This window comes from Nocardia sp. 852002-20019_SCH5090214, from assembly GCF_001665865.1.
GTDB classification, from domain to species: Bacteria; Actinomycetota; Actinomycetes; order Mycobacteriales; family Mycobacteriaceae; genus Nocardia; species Nocardia nova.
On record NZ_LZMK01000300.1, the window covers coordinates 1 to 658 of the forward strand.

At 63.1% G+C, this 658-nt stretch carries 2 pseudogenes; both read left to right on the forward strand.

The features are described 5' to 3' along the window. Positions 1-407: pseudogene (locus A5780_RS41250) on the forward strand (ABC transporter family substrate-binding protein); the annotation flags it as partial. Then, positions 404-658, forward strand: a pseudogene (locus A5780_RS23985) (hypothetical protein); the annotation flags it as partial. The pseudogenes A5780_RS41250 and A5780_RS23985, both read left to right, overlap by 4 nt.

The following is a 658-nucleotide window of genomic DNA, read 5'->3' on the forward strand; positions in this document are numbered from 1 at the left end:
AGATCGGCGTGAAACTCACGATCGACACTCGGCCGGGACAGGGGCTGTTCACGAATGTGTTCCAGAAGGGCGATTTCGATCTGGCGCAGTTCTCCTGGGTCGGTGACCCGTTCCCCTTGGGCAGCATCAGCCAGATCTGGGGATACGACCCGAACAACTGGCAGGGCAATTACGGCCACATCGGTTCCCCGGAACTCAACGATCTGATCGAGAAGACCGTCTCGGAATTGGACCCGAACAAGGCCATCGATCTGGCCAATCAGGTCGACCGCCAGATCTTCGCCGAGGGCCATTCGCTCCCGCTGCTGCAGTCGCCCGGCATCGTCGCGACCCGTTCCAATCTCGCCAACTACGGTGCGCGCGGCCTGGCCACCCTCGACTGGACGAAAGTCGGCTACCTGAAGTGATTTCCGGTACCGGCCATCCCCTGGCCTATCCGGTTCTCACCACGATCGGCGCCCTGGTGATCTGCATCGCCTGGGCGCCGTTCGCCGATTCGGAGCAGTTGGCCATGTTGGCGGCGGTCGCACTGGTTGTGGTGTTGTACAGCGGATTTCGTCTCGCGGTGGCGTTCGGGGTGACGCCGTGGCGCACGATTCCGGCGGGGACGTTCCGGGTGAAGCGGGTACGCCAGCAGAACCGGTTGCTGAGCCGATCG